We start from the raw sequence: 19,061 nt of genomic DNA, 5'->3' as shown, positions 1-19,061 counted from the left end.
ATTATCCACGAAATTCACCCAGCATTTTTTTCTTATTGTCTGACCGCATCAGTGTTTCTCCGATCAGCACGGCATCTGTTCCGTTTTCCTTCAGGCGTCTGACATCTTCCGGCGATTTGATTCCGCTTTCGGATACATACAGTACGTCTTTGGGCACCAGTCTTCTGAGACGCTCACTCGTATGGATATCAACCTGGAATGTCTTCAGGTCCCGGTTGTTGACACCGATAATTCTGGCCCCGCATGCCAGTGCCCTTCTTACTTCTTCCTCTGTATGCGCCTCTACCAGAGCGGACAGTCCCAGTTCCTGTGCTATTTCCATATATGTCATAAGCTGCCTGTCATCTAATATGGCGCAGATCAGCAGGACTGCGGATGCCCCGATACACTTTGCCTCATACAGCATATACGCATCTACTGTAAAATCTTTTCTCAGGATTGGAATATTAACCACACGCTCTATCTCTTTCAGATAATCGTCGCTTCCCTGGAAATAAAACGGTTCTGTCAGCACGGAGAGTGCAGATGCGCCTGCCTGCTCGTATTCTCTCGCTATCTCCCTGTAAGGAAATTCTTCTGCAATTACACCTTTGGAGGGTGACGCCTTTTTTACTTCGCATATAAAAGAGATACCTTCCCGGGCCAGTGCCTTCTCGAACGGGAAGGGAAATATCCCCCCGTTTCTTTCCTTCTCTGTCCCGGCCAGCAGGTATGCCTTTTCCTTCAATTCTTCTTCGGAAACCTGCTGCCTCTTTTTTTGGATTCTTTCCCTCGTTTTTTCTGCTATTTCGTCCAGTATCATATCAGCCACCTCTAGTCTTCTTCATTGGAACAGCGAATGAACTCTTCCAGTTTCTGAAGTGCCTTCCCGCTGTCGATAGTTTCTCCGGCAAGTCTGACGCCATCTTTGAGCGTATCTGCCTTTCCGGCCACATACAGGGCCGCTCCGGCATTCAGCAACACGGCGCTTCGTTTTGCACCGGTTTCTTTTCCATTCAGAATCGCCCTTGTGATTTCTGCATTCATCTTTGGTGTTCCACCCAACAGTTCGTTTTTATCACTGCGACGGAAGCCAAACTCTTCCGGGGTGATGGTGTATGAATGGAACTCCCCGTCCTTGATCTCGCAAACGGTTGTGGGGGCACTCATGGAGATTTCATCCAGCTGGTCCTGACCGTATACAACCATCGCATTTTTTACCCCCAGTTTGGATAATACCCTTGCCAGCGGCTCTACAAGTGCCTCTTCATATACACCCATGACTTCCATATTAGCGCCTGCCGGATTGGCAAGTGGTCCGAGGATATTAAAAATGGTTCTGATTCCCAGTTCCTTTCTGACAGGGGCCACATATTTCATTGCTATATGATAATTCTGGGCAAACAAGAAGCAAATTCCGATTTTTTCCAGAAGCTTCGCACTCTTTTCCGGTGGAATGTTGATCTTTACCCCTAACTCTTCCAGAACATCTGCCGCACCACATTTACTGGATGCCGCCCTGTTTCCGTGTTTTGCTACAGGCACACCTGCCGCTGCAATGACAAGTGCGGATGTCGTGGAAATGTTAAAGGAATTGGCTCCGTCTCCCCCGGTGCCGACGATTTCCAGTGCATCCACGTTATGGAGCAGTTTCACACAGTGTTCACGCATATCAGCGGCGGATGCTGTGATTTCATCAATTGTCTCCCCCTTTAAGCTCATGGCTGTCAGGTAGGAACTCATCTGTACATCGCTCGCCTCCCCGCTCATGATCTCATCCATCACCTGATATGCCTCCCCATAGGTCAGGTTTTCTCTTTTTGCCAGCTTTAAAATTGCCTCTTTAATCATCATGTCTTACTTCCTTTCCGCTTTTCTTTTCTATATTTAAAAAGTTGTGTATGATTTCAGAACCGTCCGGCGTCAGAATGGACTCTGGGTGGAACTGGAGTCCGTATACCGGATATTCTTTATGTTCAACTGCCATAATTTCCCCGTCCGTTGTCCTTGCAGTCACTTTCAGCATGCATGGAAACCCTTCTTCACTGACTGCAAGGGAATGGTATCTGGCAACAGGAATCTGCTCCTTCATTCCTCTGAACAATCTGCTCTCTCTGTTTAAACATACCTTTGATGTCTTTCCGTGCATCAGTTCCTTCGCGTATGTCACTTCTGCCCCGAATGCCTGGCAGATGGACTGGTGTCCAAGACATACACCCAAAACAGGGATTTCCCTGTATAACTGCTTCACCACTTCCACACAGACTCCTGCGTCTTCCGGTCTTCCCGGCCCCGGGGAAAGCACGATATAATCCGGGTTCATCTCCCGTATTTCCCCTACCGTCTTTTCATCGTTACGGATCACCTGTATATCTTTGCATTCCGCCCCAAGAAGCTGGTACAGGTTAAAAGAAAAACTGTCATAGTTATCTATCAGTAATATCATTCTTCCATCCCCTCTCCCGCTCTTTCGATCGCGTTTGTCACCGCTTTTGCCTTATTGATGCACTCCTGATATTCCATCTCCGGCTCACTGTCTGCCACGATTCCGGCGCCGGAACACACATATACCTTGCTGCCCTTTGCATAGGCCATGCGGATCGCTATACAGGTATCCAGATTTCCGGTGAAGTCAATGTACCCGACTGCACCTCCGTAAATTCCACGTTTCAGATCCTCCAACTCATTAATAATCTCACATGCCCTGATTTTTGGAGCGCCCGACAAAGTCCCGGCCGGGAGAATTGCATCGACCGTATCCATGAAATCTTTATCATCCCTGATTTCTCCGCTGACCGTAGAGCCGATGTGCATCACATGGGAAAAGCGTTCAATGCTCTGGTATTTTTCAAGCTGCACCGTGCCAATCCTGCTGATCTTCCCGATGTCGTTTCTCCCTAAATCCACCAGCATATTGTGCTCCGCCAGTTCCTTTTCATCCGCCAGCAGTTCTTTTTCCAGCCTGATGTCCTCCAAAATCGTCTCTCCTCTCTTTCGTGTCCCAGCCAGAGGAAACGTATGGAGCGTTTTATCCTCCAATTTCACAAGCGTCTCCGGCGATGCACCTGCAATTTCAATATCATTACTGGAAAAATAGAACATATACGGGGACGGATTCGTGCTTCTTAACACTCTGTAGACATCCAGAATACTGCCTTCCATCTCCGCCTCCAGCCGGTTCGACAGAACAACCTGAAAAATATCCCCCTCATAGATATACTGCTTCGCAGTTTCAACCATACCGCAGTATTTTTCTTTCGTAAAATGCGGCTGAAAACCACTTTTCAGATGCAGCGGAACATGCTCTTTCATTTCCCCAGCCTGCACGATTTCTTTCAGTCTCTCCAGTCTTTCGCATGCTTTCTCATACTCGTTTTCAAGATTTCCATTCAAAGGCATATTCACAACAAAAACAATTTTCTGCCTAAGGTGGTCAAACGCAATTACCTGATCAAACAGCATCAGATCCACATCCCTGAAATGCGCCTCATCCTTCGCATCCAGCTTCAGTGTTGGTTCCACATACTTGATATAATCATAAGAAAAATATCCTACAAGACCTCCTGTAAAAGAAGGAAGCCCTTCCACCTTCGGCGCCCTGTGGTCCCGGATCACCTTTCGGATATATTCTCCCGGCCTGGCGGTCTCAACCTCTGTAACATCGCCATTCTTAATACAGAGCCTCCCGTTCCGGCAGCTGATTTCCAGCCTTGGTTCAAAGCCCAGAAAACTATAACGCCCCCATCGCTTCGCATCCTCCGCGCTCTCCAGCATATAACAGTGTTCACTGACATTCTTCAACTTCCTCAAAACACTGATGGGAGTATACATATCAGAAAACATCTCCATACTGACCGGCATCGTGCGAAAATCCCCTGCTGCCGCTAACTCAATTGCCTGTTTCAAATCTGGATAAGTCATATAGTTCTCCTTTCTGGGGACGTAATATTTCTTAGGTTTACTACGTCCCTAATTAAGTTTTGCCCTGTACCTAAGTGAAGATTGCCCTGTACCTAAACGTATCTTACACTTGTCAGAGATTCCTTTTTATTTAATAAGCAATCTTATCGTATCGTCATTCAGTGTTTAAGGCCCTCTGTTTTTTGAACATAGTAGAATTTTAAGAGTATTTTTTTAATAACAAAAAATCCGCCCATGACATTACGCAATTCGTGTAATGTCAAGGACGGATTGAATCATCAATTCGCGGTGCCACCTTGATTCACAGACTAATTCTGTGCACTTAGCAAGATACTATCATATCTCCGGCGACTTACGTACGCCCATACGTCATGCTATACTCGGCAGTTATGCCTTTCCCCCATGCCCTCAGCGGTCCATTTAACAAACTGCGTTTACCTGAATCCCACCACCTCAGGCTCTCTGTGAATGCACGATATGTTTTTATCTCCGCTTCAACGGTTTAGCTTATTAAATTATGCTTTATTATATACAGGTTATTTGAAAATGTCAACCAAATTTTTTAATTTTTTCTATATTCCTTTTTTATAAAGTGTATAGGAATAAATGGCAGGAATCAGCACCAGAAGTATAAGCAGGGGGAAAATTAGTTTTCCTATCTGTAAGAAGGCATTCAGCAGGAAACAGATGCCACCTGCTATCCAGAGCTTACCAGTGAATCTGGATGTACGGTTCCAGTTTTCAGCACTGTTAAGTGTCCAGGGAAGTTTCATCCCCACCGTGTAGCTCTGTTTTCCTTTTGGCATATAATTTCCGAGTGCAGCAAAAAAGATTCCGATGAGCAGATTCGCCCACAATCCTACATTCACTTTTATACCGACAGCGGTCATGTAAATTGTTCCGCAGCATACCCAGGATATAATCGGTATAAACCAAAAGATCAATTTCAGTAATTTAGGGCCGACATTCTGTTTCTTTGGATCGTTTAATGTCACAAAAACGCAGATCAGCTGTACAGCCAGCAGGAACACCGGCATTCCAAATACCGCCGTTGCCTTGCCTGCCCATCCATTCGCCACATTATCCATCCCCCAGTGGACAGCAACCTTATCAGGCATCCTGCCCCAGAGCAGTATCCCGGCCAGCATCGGGAGAATCGTAATCACGCTTGTTATTATGATTTGTTTTTTGTATTCCTTCATGTCAATTCTCTCCTTTCAGTTCCGACAGCCAAAGCATAATTTCCTCCACAACAGACGTATTTAATTCATAATAAATATAGTTCTTTATCTTTGTCTCACTTACAAGATCCGCCTTTTTCAGCACACTGAGGTGGTAAGAAATTGTTGCTCCCGTCATCTCAAAATGACTTGCGATCTCTCCTGCCGGCATGGTTCCGTCCTTAAGCAGTACCAGAATCTCCCGCCGGACAGGATCAGAGAGTGCCTTAAATGTTTCCGCAAAGCTCATCTGCATCCCTCCTTTTTCTCAGAAAATCTATTTAGAAATCTTTCTAATTACTTTATATCATAACAGGCACAAAAAATCAACAAGTATTTAGATGTTTTTCTAAATACTTGTTATCCGTTCACATATCGTTACATGTACCATATCTCCCGGCTGTTTCCCTATTTTTTGTCTAATATCTTTCCTTACACCTATGATGTGGTTCGGCGTCTTCATTCTGACTAAACTTCCATCATATGGCACTCCGTCAAAAGTAGCCCGGACCTTAACCCTGCCCCTGCCGAATTCTTCTTTGACATCATAAGGAAAATCAATATATGCGCCGTCGATATCAGGCACTTTCTTTAATATTGCATCGAATTCATATACTTTTTCATTCATCATCCGTCTCTCCTATTCTGCTGCCATGATATCTTATCTTCCCCATCCGCTTCAAAATATAAACTGTATAAAATCACAAAAAGCGTGAAACCTGATTCACTCAGTTTCACGCTCTTATGCGGCTGGTGGGACTTGAACCCACACGAAGTCACCCCCGCAAGATTTTGAGTCTTGTGCGTCTGCCATTCCGCCACAGCCGCTTACCCGGTCTGTAAGAAGCAGAAATCCTTCTGCTCTTCAAACCGAATTTTATCTTATCATATCCGACAATTTTTTGCAATACCTTTTTTATTACTCTTTCCTATTTCTCAATTAGTTTTTCCCCGATTTTAAAACAGTCAAAAGTAGCAAAATAATCAGCCGGCGTCTCCGCACGGCGGATCAGCTCTGCTGTCCCGTCTTCCTTTAACAGCACCTCTGCCGACCTTAACTTGCCATTATAATTATATCCCATAGAAAATCCGTGGGCCCCCGTGTCATGAATCACCAGATAGTCTCCCATCTCGATCTCCGGAAGCATCCTGTCTATTGCAAACTTATCGTTATTCTCACACAGTGATCCGGTCACATCATACTTGTGGTCATACGGGCATTCTTCCTTCCCCATCACCGTAATGTGGTGATAGGCACCATACATTGCAGGGCGCATCAGGTTCACAGCGCAGGCGTCAACACCAATATAATCCTTATGTGTATGCTTTTCATGGATCGCTTTTGTTACAAGGCACCCGTACGGTCCCATCATATAGCGTCCAAGTTCAGTATATATCGCCACATCCCCCATTCCTGCCGGCACGAGGACTTCCTCATAGACTCTGCGCACACCGTCTCCGATGATACGGATATCGTTCGGTTCCTGATCCGGTGTGTACGGAATACCAATTCCGCCAGAGAGATTGATAAACTTAATATGCACCCCTGTCTCTTTCTGGAGGCGCACCGCCTGTTCAAACAACACCTTTGCAAGCATCGGGTAATAATCATTCGTTACAGTATTGCTTGCCAGGAAAGCATGAATCCCAAATTCCTTCGCACCTTTACTCTTCAGAATCTTAAATGCCTCTACAATCTGCTCTGTCGTCATACCATACTTGGAATCCCCCGGATTATCCATGATATCATTGCTGATCTTAAACAATCCGCCCGGATTGTAACGGCAGCTGATCGTCTCAGGAATATGCCCGATCGTCTCCTCAAGAAAATCAATATGCGTGATATCATCCAGATTAATGATTGCTCCAAGCCTGTCAGCCATAGCGAATTCCTCCGCAGGCGTATCATTAGATGAAAACATGATATCCTCCCCGCGCACCCCTATGGCATCGGAAAGCATCAGTTCCGTATAAGAAGAACAGTCACAGCCGCAGCCATATTCCTTTAAAATGTCAATCAAAAACGGGTTGGGCGTCGCTTTTACCGCAAAATACTCTTTATATCCCGGGTTCCAGGAGAACGCTTCCTTCAAAGCTTTTACATTTTCCCGGATTCCTTTCTCATCATAGAGATGAAAAGGCGTCGGAAACTCTTTCACAATCTCTTCAAGCTGCTCTTTTGTTACAAATGGCTCTTTTTTCATCTTCCTTCTTCTCCTCTGCATATTTCTATTAATTTAATCTCATTGGCCAAAGCCGTTTTGAATACCAGCACAAAATTATTCTGTCCCGAATACAGGCATGTGTTCATACTTCCCTTTCCGTATTCTCCCGACAGCACATACTTCGAATCCGTAATCAGTCCGATCTGCTTTCCCTTATCCTCTGTCAGGTAGACCCTTGCACCATCCATCCCAAAGGGGCCGTCTGTAATGATTACGACCTTCTTTTCCTCACTGGCCAGCTGCTTTAATTCGTTCTGAAACTCTCCCAGAACCTGCACGGCACAGGACAGATACACCCGTTCCTTCGCGGAGACGATCAGATTCTTAACCTTATCCCTGATATTTGCCTCTCCCTCAATCGTAATATACCCTTCCTCATCTACCTGACCTTCTGGAAGATTGCGGACCATCCATTCTTCCTCAGCCTTCATCCGTCTGATGCAGTTCTCACAAAACTCCTCCAGCCTGACAGGTATGTATCTCTTCGCGGATTCCTCCACCAGATACGCCGCACCCTTTTCCACGAGCCCGGCCAGAGAACTGTAAGCATTAGACCGGGAGATTCCGGCCTCCTTAGCCACCTCATATCCCGTCTGCTTTCCCTTAAGCAAAAGCTTCTGGTAAACCAGTGCCTCCTGTCTGGTCAGTCCGAAATGAAGCAAATACCCGGCAAACAACTGCTCATCCATTTCATCCCCTCCAGTCAACACTTATCTTTGCATTTTCTAGTAGTACTGTATAGGAACACTATACACGATTGTGTCTGTGATGTCAATACAAGAAAAGAGTCTCGCTTGCGTAACTAGCGCCTTCGACGGCCACATCGCGACATCTGCCGTATACGCCGTAGTGCGCATCCCGCCGGGAGGCCTTTTTTATTTCATGGGACGTCCCCCGATGGAATGAAAAAGGACAACCCTGTGGCTGTCCTTGATTATCACGAGTTCTTACTCGATTGTTGCAATTCTCATCATATTGCTGACCCCGCTTTTTTCCTTTCTGACGCTCGGTGAAGGAATTCCCGCAGTCAGTACTACAACATCGCCAACCTCGATATACTGCTTCACAAGTGCAAGTTCAATCGCACCGCTGCAGATGTCTTCAGTCGTATTAAATTCCAATGACTTCAGCGGTCTGACTCCCCAGTAAATGGACATCCTGCGCAGTGTCCTCTCATTCGGGGTCACTCCAAGCACTTCCTGTTTCGGCTTCAGATTGGAAACAACTCTTGCAGTGGCACCTGACACGGATGGAGTGATAATACACTTCGCGTTCAGATTAGCTGCCGCGAGGACGGAGGAATATCCGATTGCGCTGGATACGCCAGTTTTTAAATGTGCCCCTGCCTTTTCGAGGATAATATCATAGTCAAGATGCTGCTCTGTGTTCTCGATAATATGAACCATCATCTGGAGTGCCTCAACCGGATATTTTCCCTGTGCAGTCTCACCGGAAAGCATTACTGCGTCTGTCCCGTCATAAACCGCATTGGCAACATCCGTCACCTCGGCCCTTGTCGGGCGCGGGTTGCGGATCATGGAATCCAGCATCTGGGTTGCCGTGATTACGGTCTTAAAGTTATTGTTTGCCTTCTGGATCATCATTTTCTGCAGATACGGAACCTCCTCGGCCGGTATCTCTACGCCCAGGTCTCCACGGGCTACCATGATACCGTCCGCTGCACGGATGATCTCATCAATATTCTGGATTCCCTCTGCATTCTCGATCTTTGCGATAATCGGGATATAAGGTGCCTTCAGTTCCTTTAAATAAGCTTTAATCTCCAGTACACACTCTGCATTTCTTACAAAGGAGGCCGCAATAAAGTCCACATCCTGCTCTACGCCAAACTTGATATCTTCCTTGTCTTTATCTGTGATCGCCGGAAGCCTGACCGGTACGTTCGGTACATTGACGCCCTTGCGCTCACCTAACTCACCGCCGTTGACTACGATACAGTTGATCTCTCTGTCTGTCTTGCTCACCACTTCCAGCCCGATCAGCCCGTCATCAATCAGGATTGTCTTGCCTTTATCAACATCGTCCACCAGTCCGTCATATGTGATGGAAACCTTCTTATCGTCTCCGTCTATCTCATCGATCGTCAGTGTAAAAGCAGCACCTGTGTTAAGTGTCACCTTTTTCCCCTCTTTCAGGAGTCCTGTACGAATCTCCGGTCCCTTTGTATCCAGAAGTATTGCAGTGTTGGCATGTTCCTCCTCCCTCAACTGCTTCAGCATATCCATTCTGCCTTTATGCTCCTCGTGGTCACCATGTGAAAAATTAAAACGGGCCACATCCATGCCGTTCTGAATCAGTTTTCTCATCAGTTCCCTGTCATTTGTATTCGGTCCCATTGTACAAACTACTTTTGTTTTCTTCATTCTTTCATGTCTCCTTCTTACCCTGCTGCTTTTTTCTTAATTACCGCGAACAGCGAACCAAAGCCAAGTTAGCCTTGCCTGGCTGCCACGAAGATCAAATTCCCCGCAGACTGCTGCGAGGTCTTTGACTTTCTAATACGCCGCGGCGTATCATAATATCTGCCCGGACTACTTCACATGCTGATGCGTAAACAGATGGTCCTGACAGTACTCATAGTTTCCTTTACATTTGGAACAGAATCGGAATTCCAGAGTCGGGTCATCCAGTTCCGTACGCCCGCATACCGCACACCTGTGTCGTGCTCCTCCCGGATAGGTCATGTGGGGCCTTGACTGCTGCTTAAACTGCTTCTTCCTAGCCTGTTCCTTTGGAGAATACGGCTTCATATTCCTGCTTGAGAAAAAGAAAATTACAAAGTTCAGCAGAGATGCCAGTATCGCAACCCGGACGGCTGCATTTCCCCTCACCATCGAATACAGGATCATGACTGCATAGACAAGCGCCATCCATTTGATCTTGATCGGCAGTATAAAATACAGCATAAGTTCCATATCCGGATAGCTGGCCGCGAATGCAAGGAAAATAGACATATTGATATAATATGTGCTGAAAAACCCTCCCACACCTATGCCGCCTCCTGACACAAAATACAGAATGAATGCACCGATGACCGTAAACAAAATGCCTGAAAAAATATATACATTATACCTGAACGCCCCCCATGTACGTTCCAGGGCATTCCCTAATGAGTAATAAAGCATCATCATAATTATGATCGTAAAAAGGTTGCCGCTTGGCGGCATCAGCACCCATGACACAATCCGCCATACCTGTCCCCGTAAAATAAAAGCCGGTTCCAGTGTGAGCCAGTTCAATAGACTTGGCATCATTAAATAGATTCCATACCCGATCACATAGCCGCCAATCAGGTACATCGTCAGATTATGAATCGCATGGCGTCCGAATTTTTTTTCTAACTTATTCAACCAGTTCAATGACATCGTTCTCCTTATAATTTATTTTCTCATTCATGAAGTAATTGTACAGTCCGCCTCTTTGTTTGTCAAATATATGTTGGCTTTTTTCTGTTATCATTTTGTTAAATTTTATAAACTTTGTCGAAATAAACTGCCATCCTGCATAATAATGCCAATTGTGTTTTTCCCTTTCATGTCGTATAATGTAAATTGTTGTAAAAACATGAACTACATTTAATAAGAAGTAACAGACATATACTAGTAAAGAGCCTGCATCACGCATGCTCTGGAGGATGAGGAAAATATTATGAGCTTACATGAATTACATACCTTAGGAATTGACATTGGCTCTACCACTGTCAAAATTGCAATTCTCAACGGTGATAACGAAGTACTTTTTTCCGACTATGAACGGCATTTTGCCAATATACAGGAAACATTGTCCGACCTGCTTGGAAGAGCGATCTACAAACTGGGACCGATCCGTGTCTCACCGGTTATCACAGGGTCCGGCGGGCTGACTCTGGCAAAACATTTAGGAGTGCCGTTTGTACAGGAAGTAATCGCCGTATCAACCGCGCTGCAGGACTATGCACCGCAGACAGACGTTGCCATCGAGCTTGGCGGAGAAGATGCCAAGATCATTTACTTTGAAGGAGGCAGTGTCGAACAGCGTATGAACGGCGTTTGTGCCGGAGGCACCGGTTCCTTTATTGACCAGATGGCATCTCTTTTACAGACAGATGCAGCCGGTCTGAATGATTATGCAAAAAATTATAAAGCACTCTATTCAATCGCCGCACGATGTGGTGTATTTGCGAAATCTGACATCCAGCCCCTGATCAACGAGGGTGCTGCTAAAGAAGACCTGGCTGCCTCTATTTTTCAGGCGGTTGTCAATCAGACCATCAGTGGTCTGGCATGCGGGAAACCAATCCGCGGGCATGTAGCGTTTTTAGGAGGGCCGCTCCATTTCCTCTCTGAACTGCGCACAGCATTTATCCGTACTTTAAACCTGGACGATGAGCATATCATCGCCCCGCACCATTCCCACCTGTTTGCAGCAATCGGTTCCGCACTGAATTCAAAAAAAGACGTAAATGTCGCACTGCAGGAGATTCAGGAGCGTCTGGCCGGCAAGATTAAGATGGAATTCGAAGTAGACCGTATGGATCCGCTGTTTGCGACTACTGCGGAATACGAGTCCTTTATCAGCCGCCATGCAAAGCACCAGGTGCCGGTCAAGGATCTGGCTACTTACCGCGGGAAAGCATTCCTCGGGATCGACGCCGGTTCCACTACGACAAAAGCAGCACTGGTCGGTGAGGACGGAACCCTTCTATACTCCTTTTACAATAACAATGAGGGGGACCCTCTCGGCACGACGATCCGTGCAATCAAAGACATCTACAGCCAGCTTCCCGAAGAGGTGGATATCGTCCATTCCTGCTCAACCGGTTACGGTGAGGCACTGATCAAGTCCGCCCTCCTTCTCGACGAAGGCGAGGTTGAGACCGTCTCCCACTACTACGCGGCATCCTTCTTCGAACCGGATGTAGACTGCATTCTGGATATCGGCGGACAGGACATGAAGTGTATCAAGATTAAAAATCACACCGTAGACAGTGTACAGCTCAATGAGGCCTGCTCCTCAGGCTGTGGTTCCTTCATCGAGACCTTTGCCAAGTCGCTGAACTATTCTGTGGAAGACTTTGCGCAGGAGGCCCTGTATGCAAAGAACCCGATCGATCTGGGCACCCGCTGTACCGTATTTATGAATTCAAAAGTAAAGCAGGCACAGAAAGAAGGCGCTGAAGTTGCCGACATCTCTGCCGGCCTTGCTTATTCTGTCATTAAAAACGCATTGTTTAAGGTAATCAAAGTATCCGATGCATCTGAACTTGGAAACCATATTGTTGTACAGGGAGGAACCTTCTACAACAATGCCGTTCTGCGCAGTTTCGAGAAAATCGCAGACTGCGAGGCCATCCGCCCGGATATTGCCGGGATCATGGGTGCCTTTGGCGCAGCCCTGATCGCCAGGGAACGTTATGTGGAGTGTGAAGGAACTACGATGCTTCCGATAGACGAAATCGAAGCTCTGGAATACAGCACGACCATGACAAAATGTAAAGGCTGTACAAACAACTGCCGACTGACGATTAACCATTTCAGCGGAGGCCGCAGATTCATTACCGGAAACCGATGCGAACGCGGACTTGGCAAGGAAAAATCACTCAACAAGCTGCCGAACCTGTTCGAGTATAAGGAAGAACGTTACTTCGGTTATAAGCCTCTTGAGGAAGCCGAGGCTGCCCGTGGCACAATCGGAATCCCGCGTGTACTGAACATGTACGAGAATTATCCGTTCTGGTTCACATTTTTCAACAAATTAGGATTCCGCGTCGTACTGTCACCGGCTTCAACAAGGAAGATTTATGAGCTGGGCATCGAATCCATCCCGAGTGAGTCCGAGTGTTATCCGGCAAAACTTGCCCACGGACACGTACAGTGGCTGATTAACCAGGGTGTCGGGCATATCTTCTATCCGTCCGTCCCTTATGAGCGGAATGAATTTGAGGATGCCAACAACCACTACAACTGCCCGATCGTAACGTCTTATCCTGAAAACATAAAGAATAATATGGACCCGATCGTAAACGGGGATGTAGATTTTATCCACCCGTTCCTTTCCTTCAAAAACGAGGAAACACTTTCCAGCAGGCTGACAGAAGAGCTTTCCGCAAAGTTCTCTATCCCTGCCGGTGACATCAGTGCCGCCGTCCATGAGGCGTGGACCGAGCTTATCGCCTGCCGTGAGGATATGCGCCGCAAGGGTGAGGAAACCATCAAGTTTCTGGATGAAACAGGAAACCGCGGTATCGTACTGGCAGGACGCCCGTACCATATCGACCCGGAAGTCAATCATGGACTGCCGGAGCTGATTAATTCTTATAACATTGCCGTGCTGACAGAGGACTCTGTGTCCCATCTGCACGAAGTAGAACGCCCGCTGAATGTCATGGACCAGTGGATGTACCATTCCAGACTCTATGCAGCGGCTAATTATGTGAAAACAAAGGAGAATCTGGACCTGATCCAGCTCAACTCCTTCGGCTGCGGCCTGGATGCCGTAACCACCGACCAGGTTGCAGAAATACTGACCCGCTCAGATAAAATATATACTTCCCTGAAAATAGACGAAGTAAACAATTTAGGGGCAGCCCGTATCCGTGTCCGTTCCCTGCTTGCAGCAATCCGTGTCAGGGAGCAGCGGCAGACAAAGAGGGAAATCCATCCGTCTTCTATCGAAAAAGTGCCGTTTACAAAAGAGATGCGCAGTACTTATACGATCCTCTGCCCGCAGATGTCCCCGATGCATTTCGAACTTCTGGAACCCGCATTCCAGGCGTCCGGCTACAAAGTGGAGGTGCTTCCGAATGACAACAAGCAGGCCGTAGATGTTGGTCTGAAGTATGTCAACAACGATGCCTGCTATCCGTCCCTGATGGTGGTCGGGCAGATCATGGAGGCTATCTTATCCGGGAAATATGATACCGATAAACTGGCCGTGATCATCAGCCAGACCGGGGGCGGTTGCCGTGCTTCCAATTATATCGGATTCATCCGCCGTGCGCTGAAAAAGGCCGGATACTCCCATATCCCGGTTATCTCCATCAACTTAAGCGGTCTGGAGGGCAACCCGGGATTCAAGATTACACCTGCACTGGCACTGCGTGGGGTCTATGCGGCAGCGATCGGTGATATTTTCATGAAGTGTGTCTACCGGATGCGCCCATATGAAAAAGTACCGGGCACGACGGATGCCATCCACAGGAAATGGGTGGAAGTCTGCAAGGAATTCGTTTCCAGCGGATATCCGTCCAGACGGAGGTTCAAAAAACTGTGCCGGGATATCATACACGATTTTGATACAATAGAAACATTGAACGTCAGAAAACCGCGTGTCGGCGTTGTCGGGGAGATCCTTGTAAAATTCCTCCCGGCAGCCAACAACCATCTGGTGGAACTCCTGGAGAGCGAAGGAGCCGAGGCAGTTGTACCCGACCTGCTGGACTTCCTGCTCTACTGCTTCTATAACCAGAACTTCAAAGTATCACACTTAGGGTTTAAGAAATCCAAGGCCACGATGGGCAACCTCGGAATCAAGGCACTGGAATGGTTCCGTTCACCGGCAACCAACGAGTTTAAGAGAAGTGAACATTTTGATCCTCCGGCACACATCGAGGATCTTGCTAAAATGGCATCCGAGATCGTTTCCATCGGCAACCAGACTGGGGAAGGCTGGTTCCTAACCGGGGAAATGCTGGAATTAATCCACAGCGGTGCCGGCAATATCGTCTGCACACAGCCATTCGCATGTCTGCCGAACCATGTTGTCGGAAAAGGGGTCATCAAAGAACTCCGCCGCAGATACCCGCAGTCCAATGTAGTTGCAATCGATTTCGACCCCGGTGCAAGCGAGGTAAACCAGCTGAACCGCATCAAACTGATGCTTTCAACCGCGAATAAAAATCTGGAAGCAGAGATGCAGGACAGACACATAAATCCGACACAGGAAAAGAGCACGGCAAAGCGCACAGAAGCTGCTGTAAGCAGCATTTAGTAAACCATATAGAGAAAAGGTACAGACTGCCATCTGATTTTATTCTCATCCGGCTGTCTATACCTTTTCTTCTTTTTTCTTAAAGACAAAAAATCTCTGCCCTATATAGTTTAATACAACAAAAATCCCCATTCCCACCAGCATAGCCACATTATCTCTTATGACTGCATCAAAGCCCTGCAAAACCTTATAAACAAGCGGTTTCGCCGTACCATAAGCGATGAAGTAACAAATACTGATATTGAGGATAAATTTCAATATCTGCTTAAAAGAACTTTCTTTATACTGGAATGTATAATACTTGTTCAAAAAATAGCTGACGATACTGCCCACAATATAATTCATTGCCGACGAGAACCAGTAACTTGCCCGAAATACATTGTAGAGAATGAACATAACGCCTGTCCCTACAATCGTATTGATTATCCCTACGATGATAAACTTCACCGTAGTTTTATCGATGAGTTTCAATTTCATATTTGTTCACCTTTAATTACAGGTCATCCTCCCCGGTCCTTCTCTGAAGGTAGAGTATTCCCCCGACCAGCCCGAAAATGATTCCTGCATAGGTTCCTGCACACAGGATATTTGACACCGCTTTTGCAAGATCGATGCGTATCAGTACCGCGCCCGCTATTCCAAGCAGAACTGTCAGTGCCGTCCAGCATACGATATTAACCGCCAGATAGATGCCTGCTGCAGATTCCTTATCTGATATTTTATTTATCAAGTTCCATAATGTATGATACATAAACATCCCTCACAATCTGAAATACAATTTTTATTGTATTTATTGTAAGGAATCTGTGTAAACTTTATACGGAAGGTTGAGATAAAGCTTTGTTAAATTTCTCCCGTTTTACCATTTACCCGATTACATCCAGCAATTCAGCCGGTGTCTTTATGATACATCCGGCATCTGCCTTCTCTAGTTCTTCCAGTGTACCATAGCCATAAAGCACACCTGCCGAATGCACGCCTGCTTCTTTCGCACCTATGATATCATGTTCTCTGTCCCCGACCATCAGAACGGTATCTCTGTCTTCCACTCCACACGCCTCAAGAACATATTCGATTACTTCGGCCTTTTTGGTCCGGTTCCCGTCCATCATGCTTCCGCCGATAAAATCAAAATACTTTGTAAGGTTAAAATGATCGGCAATCATCAATGCATACTTCTCCGGCTTTGAGGTCGCCATAGCAGTCTGAATCCCTGCCTCCCTCAATGTCTGCAGAAGTTCAGGGATCCCTTCATACACTTCATTTTCAAAAAGACCTGTTACACTATAATATTCACGGTAATACGCAACGGCACGCTTCCCCTCTTCCTCTGAAAAACCGCAGAATTCTTCAAACTGCTTATGCAGAGGGGGCCCGATAAAGCATCTGAGCCTGGAAAGGTCATCGACCTCCATCCCGTACTTCTTCAGTGCATACTGTACCCCGTTTATAATTCCCGGACCTGAATCCGTCAGTGTCCCGTCCAAATCAAATAAAACTGTTTTTATCTTCATCTTAAAAACTCCTGATCTTGTCATCTTCATCATTGTGTGTATTCACAATTTTACGGATAACAACAAAATATCCTACGTTCTCATTTACCTTCACAAATACCCTGTCATTCACCTTGTGCCCTAAAATAGCCTTTCCGATCGGAGATTCTATACTGATCAGGCCATTAATTGAACTGCCCCTTACCGATGTAACAAGACGGTAGGTCTCAACCTCGGCATCCTCTTCAAAATAGAGCTCTACCGTATTATTGATCCCAACTTCGTCATCCTTAGAAGAATCATCCACAATGACTGCGGTTTTCAGCATCCTCTCCAGATAGCGTATCCGGCTCTCATTCCGGTTTTTTTCTTTCTTTGCGGCATGGTATTCAAAGTTTTCACTCAGGTCCCCATGCGCACGCGCCTCTTTTACGGACTCGATCAATTCCCTGCGAACCACGATTTTCCGGTGTTCAATCTCTTCCTGTATCTTTTCCACATCGCTTTTAGTTAATTTATCATACATAAATATACCAATTCCTTATCTCGTATTATGCGCCGGATCTGCCATAACTTTCATATGCCAAAAAACACCCTTCACCGGGCCGTGCCGTCTGCAGGGCATAATCCTGCCGTCCGCGCGGTCCCGCATCAGGGTGAGGCCGTTCAACTCATCACAGGGCATTCTCTGCTTTATTTTACAAGCAGGGATTTTCCTGTCATTTCTTTGGGCTGCTCCATTCCCATGAGCTCGATCAGGGTCGGGGCAATATCTGCCAGGCATCCGCCTTCTCTCAGCTTATACGCCGGGTCTGCATTAACAAGCACAAATGGTACCGGATTCGTTGTATGGGCCGTGAATGGTTCCCCGGATTCCGGGTCAATCAGCTGTTCTGCATTTCCGTGGTCTGCACAGATAAACATCTGTCCGTTCACTTCTTTCACTGCATCTACGGCTCTTCCGACACACTCGTCAACTGCCTCGATCGCCTTGACCGCAGCCTCTTCAACCCCGGTATGGCCTACCATATCCGGATTTGCAAAATTAATGATGATGACGTCATACTTATCAGATTTGATTGCATCTACCAGTTTATCACATACTTCAAATGCACTCATCTCCGGTTTCAGATCATAGGTAGCCACCTTCGGGGACTTCACGAGGATTCTGTCCTCTCCCTTGTTCGGTTCTTCTACACCGCCGTTGAAGAAGAATGTTACATGGGCATACTTCTCTGTCTCGGCGATACGTGCCTGCGTCATATTATGAGCTGCCAGAAATTCTCCGAATGTATTTGTAATCTCATCCTTTGTAAATGCAACAAGCTTATTCGGGATTGTCACATCATAGTCTGTAAAGCACACAAACGTTGTCTGAATACGTGCTCCCCTGTCAAAGCCTTCAAATTGTTCATCACAGAATGTCCTGCTGATTTCTCTTGCCCTGTCAGGACGGAAATTAAAGAAGATGACGGAATCATTGTCTTTGATCGTGGCAACCGGTGCCCCATCCTTTACAACTACGGTCGGAAGAACAAATTCATCTGTTGCATCCGCATCATAAGATGCCTGAATCCCTGCCGGGCCTGACTCTGCAGTCTCTCCAATCCCCTTAACAAGGGCATTGTAAGCCTTTTCCACGCGGTCCCAGCGGTTATCCCTGTCCATTGCATAATAACGTCCCATTACGCTTGCAACCTGTCCTACGCCGAGTTCTTTCATTTTAGCTTCCAGCTGCTCTACATATTCTTTTCCTGATGCCGGAGGGGTATCACGTCCGTCAAGGAAACAGTGGATATACACTTTTTCAATCCCCTGTCTCTTAGCCAGCTCAAGGAGTCCGAAAATGTGTTCAATGTGGCTGTGTACACCACCATCAGACACGAGTCCGAACATATGCAGTGCAGAATCATTTTTCTTTACATTTTCACAAGCCGCAAGAAGTGCCTTGTTTTCAAAGAAATCCCCGTCTTTGATTGCTTTTGTAATCTTTGTAAGGTCCTGATAAACAATGCGGCCCGCGCCCATGTTCAGGTGCCCTACCTCTGAGTTCCCCATCTGTCCGTCAGGAAGTCCTACTGCCATTCCACTGGCATTCCCCTTCACGAACGGGCATTCTGCCATCAATTTATCCATAACCGGGGTCCTGCCTTCATAAACGGCATTCCCGGTGGTACTGTCATTTAATCCATAACCATCTAAGATCATCAATACGGTTGGTTTTTTACTCATAT

Annotated in this window: 17 protein-coding genes and 1 tRNA gene; 1 reads left to right on the top strand and 17 read right to left on the bottom strand. The window is 46.6% G+C overall.

The features are described 5' to 3' along the window. Nucleotide 1: 1 nt before the first annotated feature. From trpC to ABIN22_RS17760, 12 genes are all read right to left on the bottom strand, one after another. The gene (gene trpC / locus ABIN22_RS17815) at nt 2–802 is read right to left on the bottom strand and encodes an indole-3-glycerol phosphate synthase TrpC (protein ID WP_346910289.1); all 801 of its coding nucleotides are present in this window, start codon (nt 800–802) and stop codon (nt 2–4) included. Between the two features lie 11 nt (nt 803–813). After that, a complete protein-coding gene (gene trpD, locus ABIN22_RS17810) occupies nt 814–1,830 on the bottom strand; it encodes an anthranilate phosphoribosyltransferase (RefSeq protein WP_109729812.1) in 1,017 nt (338 codons plus the stop codon). Then, nucleotides 1,823–2,425, bottom strand: coding sequence for an anthranilate synthase component II (locus tag ABIN22_RS17805; protein ID WP_109729158.1), 603 nt, complete (start codon nt 2,423–2,425; stop codon nt 1,823–1,825). Before ABIN22_RS17805 ends, trpD begins: the two co-directional genes overlap by 8 nt. Next, nucleotides 2,422–3,900, bottom strand: coding sequence for an anthranilate synthase component I (gene trpE, locus ABIN22_RS17800; protein WP_346910287.1), 1,479 nt, complete (start codon nt 3,898–3,900; stop codon nt 2,422–2,424). Before trpE ends, ABIN22_RS17805 begins: the two co-directional genes overlap by 4 nt. Before the next feature lie 572 nt (nt 3,901–4,472). After that, nucleotides 4,473–5,102 carry an SdpI family protein gene (locus ABIN22_RS17795; protein WP_109729156.1) on the bottom strand — a complete coding sequence of 210 codons (630 nt, stop codon included), beginning with the start codon at nt 5,100–5,102 and terminating at the stop codon, nt 4,473–4,475. Nucleotide 5,103: 1 nt separating this feature from the next. Beyond that, nucleotides 5,104–5,370, bottom strand: coding sequence for an autorepressor SdpR family transcription factor (locus ABIN22_RS17790; protein ID WP_146203241.1), 267 nt, complete (start codon nt 5,368–5,370; stop codon nt 5,104–5,106). Nucleotides 5,371–5,469: 99 nt separating this feature from the next. After that, on the bottom strand, nt 5,470–5,748 hold the full coding sequence (locus ABIN22_RS17785) for a DUF1905 domain-containing protein (protein ID WP_109729154.1): 279 nt from the start codon (nt 5,746–5,748) through the stop codon (nt 5,470–5,472). 117 nt (nt 5,749–5,865) lie between these two features. Then, a tRNA-Leu gene (locus ABIN22_RS17780) sits at nt 5,866–5,948 on the bottom strand. Between the two features lie 101 nt (nt 5,949–6,049). Continuing rightward, a complete protein-coding gene (locus ABIN22_RS17775) occupies nt 6,050–7,324 on the bottom strand; it encodes a diaminopimelate decarboxylase family protein (protein WP_346910285.1) in 1,275 nt (424 codons plus the stop codon). Next, the gene (locus tag ABIN22_RS17770) at nt 7,321–8,034 is read right to left on the bottom strand and encodes a TrmB family transcriptional regulator (protein WP_346910283.1); all 714 of its coding nucleotides are present in this window, start codon (nt 8,032–8,034) and stop codon (nt 7,321–7,323) included. Before ABIN22_RS17770 ends, ABIN22_RS17775 begins: the two co-directional genes overlap by 4 nt. A gap of 258 nt (nt 8,035–8,292) precedes the next feature. Continuing rightward, complete coding sequence (gene pyk, locus ABIN22_RS17765; RefSeq protein WP_346910281.1) at nt 8,293–9,729, bottom strand: pyruvate kinase; 1,437 nt, start codon at nt 9,727–9,729, stop codon at nt 8,293–8,295. A 168-nt stretch (nt 9,730–9,897) separates the two neighbouring features. Beyond that, a complete protein-coding gene (locus ABIN22_RS17760; RefSeq protein WP_109729150.1) occupies nt 9,898–10,725 on the bottom strand; it encodes a DUF1751 domain-containing protein in 828 nt (275 codons plus the stop codon). A 289-nt stretch (nt 10,726–11,014) separates the two neighbouring features. Here ABIN22_RS17760 and ABIN22_RS17755 point away from each other — a divergent pair, with 289 nt between their 5' ends. After that, on the top strand, nt 11,015–15,334 hold the full coding sequence (locus ABIN22_RS17755) for a 2-hydroxyacyl-CoA dehydratase (RefSeq protein ID WP_242995910.1): 4,320 nt from the start codon (nt 11,015–11,017) through the stop codon (nt 15,332–15,334). Nucleotides 15,335–15,391: 57 nt separating this feature from the next. Here the strand turns inward: ABIN22_RS17755 and ABIN22_RS17750 are convergent, their stop codons facing one another. The 5 genes from ABIN22_RS17750 to gpmI form a co-directional block, all read right to left on the bottom strand. Continuing rightward, nucleotides 15,392–15,811 (bottom strand): GtrA family protein, encoded by a 420-nt coding sequence (locus ABIN22_RS17750; RefSeq protein WP_109729149.1) that lies wholly within the window; start codon nt 15,809–15,811, stop codon nt 15,392–15,394. Between the two features lie 16 nt (nt 15,812–15,827). After that, complete coding sequence (locus tag ABIN22_RS17745) at nt 15,828–16,085, bottom strand: hypothetical protein (protein WP_118621307.1); 258 nt, start codon at nt 16,083–16,085, stop codon at nt 15,828–15,830. A gap of 115 nt (nt 16,086–16,200) precedes the next feature. Further along, complete coding sequence (locus ABIN22_RS17740; protein WP_118621308.1) at nt 16,201–16,848, bottom strand: HAD family hydrolase; 648 nt, start codon at nt 16,846–16,848, stop codon at nt 16,201–16,203. Nucleotide 16,849: 1 nt separating this feature from the next. Then, nucleotides 16,850–17,353 (bottom strand): GreA/GreB family elongation factor, encoded by a 504-nt coding sequence (locus tag ABIN22_RS17735; protein ID WP_109729146.1) that lies wholly within the window; start codon nt 17,351–17,353, stop codon nt 16,850–16,852. 167 nt (nt 17,354–17,520) lie between these two features. Further along, nucleotides 17,521–19,059: a 2,3-bisphosphoglycerate-independent phosphoglycerate mutase gene (gene gpmI, locus ABIN22_RS17730; protein ID WP_118621309.1), complete on the bottom strand. Its 1,539-nt coding sequence runs from the start codon at nt 19,057–19,059 to the stop codon at nt 17,521–17,523. Nucleotides 19,060–19,061: the final 2 nt, after the last annotated feature.

The sequence above is a fragment of the Faecalicatena orotica genome (assembly GCF_905197545.1).
Classification (GTDB): Bacteria; Bacillota; Clostridia; order Lachnospirales; family Lachnospiraceae; genus Faecalicatena_A; species Faecalicatena_A orotica.
The sequence above is the reverse complement of the archived record's forward strand: the minus strand, read 5'-3'. Positions and strand labels throughout refer to the sequence as shown.